7 protein-coding genes and 1 pseudogene are annotated in these 4,602 nt (G+C 42.9%); 6 read left to right on the top strand and 2 right to left on the bottom strand.

Features of this window, described 5'->3' with window-relative positions:
- Positions 1-1,493: pseudogene (locus tag RMO79_RS18570) on the top strand (RNA helicase); the annotation flags it as partial.
- A 91-nt stretch (positions 1,494-1,584) separates the two neighbouring features.
- Here the strand turns inward: RMO79_RS18570 and RMO79_RS18565 are convergent.
- Complete coding sequence (locus tag RMO79_RS18565; protein WP_310484726.1) at positions 1,585-2,229, bottom strand: hypothetical protein; 645 nt, start codon at positions 2,227-2,229, stop codon at positions 1,585-1,587.
- Here RMO79_RS18565 and RMO79_RS18560 point away from each other — a divergent pair.
- The 5 genes from RMO79_RS18560 to RMO79_RS18540 all read left to right on the top strand — a co-directional run bounded on the left by RMO79_RS18560 (position 2,228) and on the right by RMO79_RS18540 (position 4,261).
- A complete protein-coding gene (locus RMO79_RS18560) occupies positions 2,228-2,416 on the top strand; it encodes a hypothetical protein (protein WP_310484725.1) in 189 nt (62 codons plus the stop codon). The two genes, RMO79_RS18565 and RMO79_RS18560, sit on opposite strands and share 2 nt — an antisense overlap.
- A gap of 155 nt (positions 2,417-2,571) precedes the next feature.
- Positions 2,572-2,970 carry a type II toxin-antitoxin system RelE/ParE family toxin gene (locus tag RMO79_RS18555; RefSeq protein WP_310484724.1) on the top strand — a complete coding sequence of 133 codons (399 nt, stop codon included), beginning with the start codon at positions 2,572-2,574 and terminating at the stop codon, positions 2,968-2,970.
- Positions 2,957-3,280, top strand: a complete 324-nt coding sequence (locus RMO79_RS18550) for a helix-turn-helix transcriptional regulator (RefSeq protein ID WP_310484723.1) — start codon at positions 2,957-2,959, stop codon at positions 3,278-3,280. The genes RMO79_RS18555 and RMO79_RS18550 overlap by 14 nt, the downstream gene beginning before the upstream one ends.
- Before the next feature lie 142 nt (positions 3,281-3,422).
- On the top strand, positions 3,423-3,806 hold the full coding sequence (locus RMO79_RS18545) for a hypothetical protein (protein ID WP_310484722.1): 384 nt from the start codon (positions 3,423-3,425) through the stop codon (positions 3,804-3,806).
- Positions 3,803-4,261 (top strand): hypothetical protein, encoded by a 459-nt coding sequence (locus RMO79_RS18540; RefSeq protein ID WP_310484721.1) that lies wholly within the window; start codon positions 3,803-3,805, stop codon positions 4,259-4,261. The genes RMO79_RS18545 and RMO79_RS18540 overlap by 4 nt, the downstream gene beginning before the upstream one ends.
- Before the next feature lie 38 nt (positions 4,262-4,299).
- Here the strand turns inward: RMO79_RS18540 and RMO79_RS18535 are convergent.
- Positions 4,300-4,602: DUF433 domain-containing protein (locus RMO79_RS18535; RefSeq protein ID WP_310484720.1), on the bottom strand; the 303-nt coding region annotated here is incomplete at its 5' end.

Genomic DNA, 4,602 nt, shown 5'->3' with positions numbered 1-4,602 from the left:
GTAAGGACGTGGTGGGCTATGTAGTTGCCACTCAGACCAGATTTGAAGGCGCGAAAGAAGCCAGCGACTTTGCCACATCGTCACCAGATCCGCTGGTAAGTCAATTTACCCCCACTTATGGGATGGTACTAAACCTCCTCCAAACCCATACCCTAGAAGAAGCCAGAGAACTAGTCGAACGCAGTTTCGGACATTTTACCAAAACCCTCCATCTACTGCCCCAACAGCAAGGCATCGGCGATATCAAGCAAGAATTAGTCACTCTTCAAGAGAGCCTGGGTAAAATCGATGCTAACGTATTAGCCGACTACGAAACCTGTCATTCTCAACTCAAACTAGACCAAAATCAGCTCAAAAATCTCCAACTCTATACCGAACAACTCCAAGCCGCCCAAGTTGGCAAACAATTACCTACCGCCTTCCCCGGCACGATCCTCAGTCTCAAAGGCAAACACGTCGCCGTCGCCACACCATTACCCGCCGTCCTCGTCACCAAAATCGCAGGTTCGGGCTACAAACCCGCCCTCGTCTGTCTGGGACAAGATAATAAATGGTACGTCGTCAACCATCAAGATGTCGTCGCCGTTCACAAACATTGGTCGGAATATGGCGGCAAACAGCGCGTCCCCCAAGTAGTTTCCCTACTCCCACCTGCGGATATGCCCCTCAAACCCGGACAAGTCCGCAAGGGGATGACCCTAACCGCCGAAATCGCTCAAAGCATCCCCACAGTAGAGCCGCCAGCCACAGCCGAATTAACCGCCCAAGTTAAAACCGTCGCCGAACTGAAAACCAAACTCGAAAACCATCCCGTCTGGGAATGGGGCAATCCTGCCACCTTAATCAAACGCTATCGCCGCCAAGCCGTATTAGAAGAAGAAATTAAAGATCTCCAAACCACACTCCAAAACCAACTCGATCGACATTGGCAAGAGTTTCTCAATTTAATCGAAGTACTCCGCCAAGTCAATGGCTTGCAAGGCGTACTGCCCACCCGGATTGGCGAAGCCGCCGCCGCCATTCGTGGTGATAACGAGCTGTGGATTGCCCTCGCTTTAATGTCTGGCTATCTAGATGGTTTAGATCCGCACCATTTAGCCGCCGTAATTTGTGCCCTTGTATCGGAAACCCCCCGCTCCGACAGTTGGACGAATTACGAGCCAGCCGATGAAGTTGTAATGACTCTGAGTGCCCTGCGCGGCTCCCGCCGCCAACTATTCCAAATCCAACGCCGCTATCAGGTAGCTCTCCCCGTCTGGATGGAATACGAGCTAGTCGGCATCGTCGAAAAGTGGGCGTTAGAGTTAACTTGGACGGAGTTGTGTAGCAATACCAATCTCGACGAGGGCGATATCGTCCGCATGTTACGCCGCACGGTAGATCTGTTATCTCAGATTCCCTATGTACCTCATGCTAGCGATTCTTTACAAGCCAATGCCAGACGGGCAATTCAATTAATCGATAGATTTCCGATCAATGAATCAATTTCCTAATTATGGATCGATTGATTCCCAATTAATCGATCTCGTAATTTTGGATTTTTTAGTTGCTTACTGTAACGTGCAATGTAAATATCTTAAATTGTTAAAGAGCTTTCGGTAAATTACATCGATTGCAACAGATAATTGGTGGTATCTCATTTTCAGGAATAATGGTAACAAGAATAATGGATACCATTATTGCTATTGTAAGCAGTATAAGTGCATATCGAAAACTGGATGCTTTTTTATCGACTAGCTTCTCTAACCTTGTAATTGTGTCAGCACGGATATGAATTATACCTTCGAGCAAGTCCTCTTCTGAATTATTTTTAGCCCGATCGAGCATTTTACTAGGTGAAAGAGTAACCTCGTTTGGATTAGGCAATAGCCCTAATGTTGCAAATAAAAGTGAGAATATTAGTAATATTTCAATCAAAGGCTTTATATACAATAGCCAGTCTACAATGCTTGCAAACAAATTAAACAGTTCTTCCGAGGGCAATAGGTCATTTTCTTCTCTTTTAAGTATATAATTATTTGATAATGAAAAGTATCTCTGGTTTGGCATTCTTGATAGAATACCTGCAAAGCTTGTGTCAAAACCAATTAAAATTGCTAGTCTTGTATTGTGAAAGTTTATATTATCACAAAATATTTTTAGAGATTCGTTAGCATCCTTATGAATTATTTCTAAAATTGGTTTGCTATAATTATTGATATGCTTTGTCTCTTTATTATCACAATTCATGACAAATTCTCAAAATACAAATTCTTCTCCTCAGTCTGACACACCTTCTAATTCTCCGCAATCATCAGATTCCGAAAGATTGCCATCTCCTACCCCAAAGCAGAAAGAACCAATGTTTACGATTGAAGATATGAATACAGTAAAACTCAGCGGAGGTTCTAATAATATTCAAACCTTCCAAGAATAATATTATTTGAGGATGAGTAAGGAGAGTTAACTTAACTCTCCTTGGAGAAATAACCCACGATTCTTATGCACCATAGGTTACGCCAAAGAGATTGGATCGAGATTGTATATATCAAAATTGTGATATGATGGCATGAGTTGTTGCAGTCTACCTCAATGCCAGAAACTCGTGTTATTTTCTACCAGGATGAGAAAGGTAAGGTACCAGTTCTCGACTGGCTAGACGAGTTAGAGCAGCAAAATCCCAAGGGTTTAATCAACTGTCTAGATCGAATACAGCAGCTAGCCAGCATGGGTCACGAACTCCGCCGACCCCTAGCCGACTTCTTGCGAGATGGTATCTATGAACTCAGAGCTAGCCATCGAAGAGTGCAATATCGGATTTTGTACTTCTTTCACGGTCGAAATATTGCCATAATTGCTCATGCAATTGTCAAAGAAGATTCAGCAGTGCCAGATTTAGAGATCGAGCGAGCAATTGAAAGACAATGTTTATTTGTTGCCGATCCTGCAACCCATACATATCGAGAGGAACAACCAGATGGCGAAAACTAATGATGCGATCGAAATTATCAACCGTCGTTACATCAAAAACGATCCAGCACTTCAAGACTTATTGCGAGAAGCTTCTCTGAATGCAAAAGTGGCACAACTGATTTATACCGCTAGAAAACAAGCAGGACTAACGCAACAACAATTAGCCGACTTAATTCAGACAAAACAATCGGTAATTGCCAGATTAGAAGATGCTGACTATGAGGGACATTCTCTCTCAATGCTCCAGCGAATCGGCGAGGCTCTAGGGCAAAAGATCGAAATCAATATGGTGCCTAACACTCTCGAATTTCAGAAAATAGTCAAATAGTCACAACGCTAGGATCGAGATCGCCACTAACGATATTTAGGCTAAACTTGAGTTAGAGTCGTTATATAAATCGATCGCTATACAATCATTCAGAGATCCACAGTTATAATATTAGATGGCTCTAACCAACAGAGGTATAGATATGCTCAAGCCAATCCAGCTACCGAGTGGTAAAATTATCGATCTGGATAAATGTCTTGCTATTATTCCAGCATCGATATCTACAGATAGTGAAGTAGTTTTATCAGGAATAGAACATCATCTCCAGATTGACTCGATCGATCTCGAAACTCTCCAGGCTGCAATCCGAAACCAGACAGTAACTCAGCCTCGATATGCTTTTGAATTGCGGACGATCGATCTAGAGTCCCAAAGACGCGAACAAATACCCGCTCTGCTGGCATCTTTAAGACAAAAACGAGTGGAATTATCTACCCAACCAGATGCAGATATAGCGTTTGAAGTATTTTCAAAAATAGTAGATGCCGAACGCGATGCCGGACAAAAATTATACAGTTTAGAATGATTATTTTTATCGATTCTAATATATTGGGACAATTATGTAGCCCCAGCTATACAGATGATTTAGCGAAATTAGAAAATTGGTTCGAGCGAATTTTAATTCGATGTACCGTTGTTAGTTCGATGGTTTGCGATTATGAAGTTCGGCGTGGGTTGCTGTTAACCCAAAAACAAGGAATAATTGCATCTGGATTACCATTATTAGACGATTTACATCAGTTAATCGACTTTTTACCTGTAGATAAAGCGGTTTGGACTTTAGCCGCCGAGATCTGGGCGGTAGCTAGAGCTAGCGGACAACCAACGGCTGGAGATAGAAACCTCGATGCGGATATGATTATCTGTGCAACTTGGCAGGATTTAGCTACTCGTTATCCAGGGCAAGAAGTTGTTATTGCGACAACTAATATTCGACATTTGTCGCGGTTTGCAAATGTGACGAAGTGGGAAGATCTGTAGGTTTGGTTGTCGATCGCATTGTTAAGCGTTGGTCTACCTTAGATGGGATAAGCTTTGACATAGATCCGCGCAAAATTGAAATCTTCATCGGTTAAATAGGGATAATCCTTCCTTAATATCTCTAAAGATTCACCTCGCTCCAGAGAGCCACCAATTCGCTGCACGGATAGCCTTGAATCTGGAAAAACGATCTCACCCCCTAAAATGTCGGGATTGCTTACCAGTCGAGATTTCCAAGCTTCAAATCGATCGGAATCTAGACAGTGATGCAACAGAATCAGTCGATCGTTGCCCCAGAAAAGTTCGCCATTTACGATAAATGTCGGTACGCCGAACACTCC

Origin of the sequence: Chamaesiphon sp. VAR_48_metabat_403, assembly GCF_031422475.1 — a bacterium.
Taxonomy (GTDB): domain Bacteria; phylum Cyanobacteriota; class Cyanobacteriia; order Cyanobacteriales; family Chamaesiphonaceae; genus Chamaesiphon.
The sequence above is the reverse complement of the archived record's forward strand: the minus strand, read 5'-3'. Positions and strand labels throughout refer to the sequence as shown.

Bases quoted from the DNA above. Each gene is read 5' to 3' on its own strand.
- RMO79_RS18560 (WP_310484725.1), top strand. From the start codon at position 2,228: ATGACAAATTCTCAAAATACAAATTCTTCTCCTCAGTCTGACACACCT.
- RMO79_RS18565 (WP_310484726.1), bottom strand. From the start codon at position 2,229: ATGAATTGTGATAATAAAGAGACAAAGCATATCAATAATTATAGCAAA.
- RMO79_RS18555 (WP_310484724.1), top strand. From the start codon at position 2,572: ATGCCAGAAACTCGTGTTATTTTCTACCAGGATGAGAAAGGTAAGGTA.
- RMO79_RS18550 (WP_310484723.1), top strand. From the start codon at position 2,957: ATGGCGAAAACTAATGATGCGATCGAAATTATCAACCGTCGTTACATC.
- RMO79_RS18545 (WP_310484722.1), top strand. From the start codon at position 3,423: ATGCTCAAGCCAATCCAGCTACCGAGTGGTAAAATTATCGATCTGGAT.
- RMO79_RS18540 (WP_310484721.1), top strand. From the start codon at position 3,803: ATGATTATTTTTATCGATTCTAATATATTGGGACAATTATGTAGCCCC.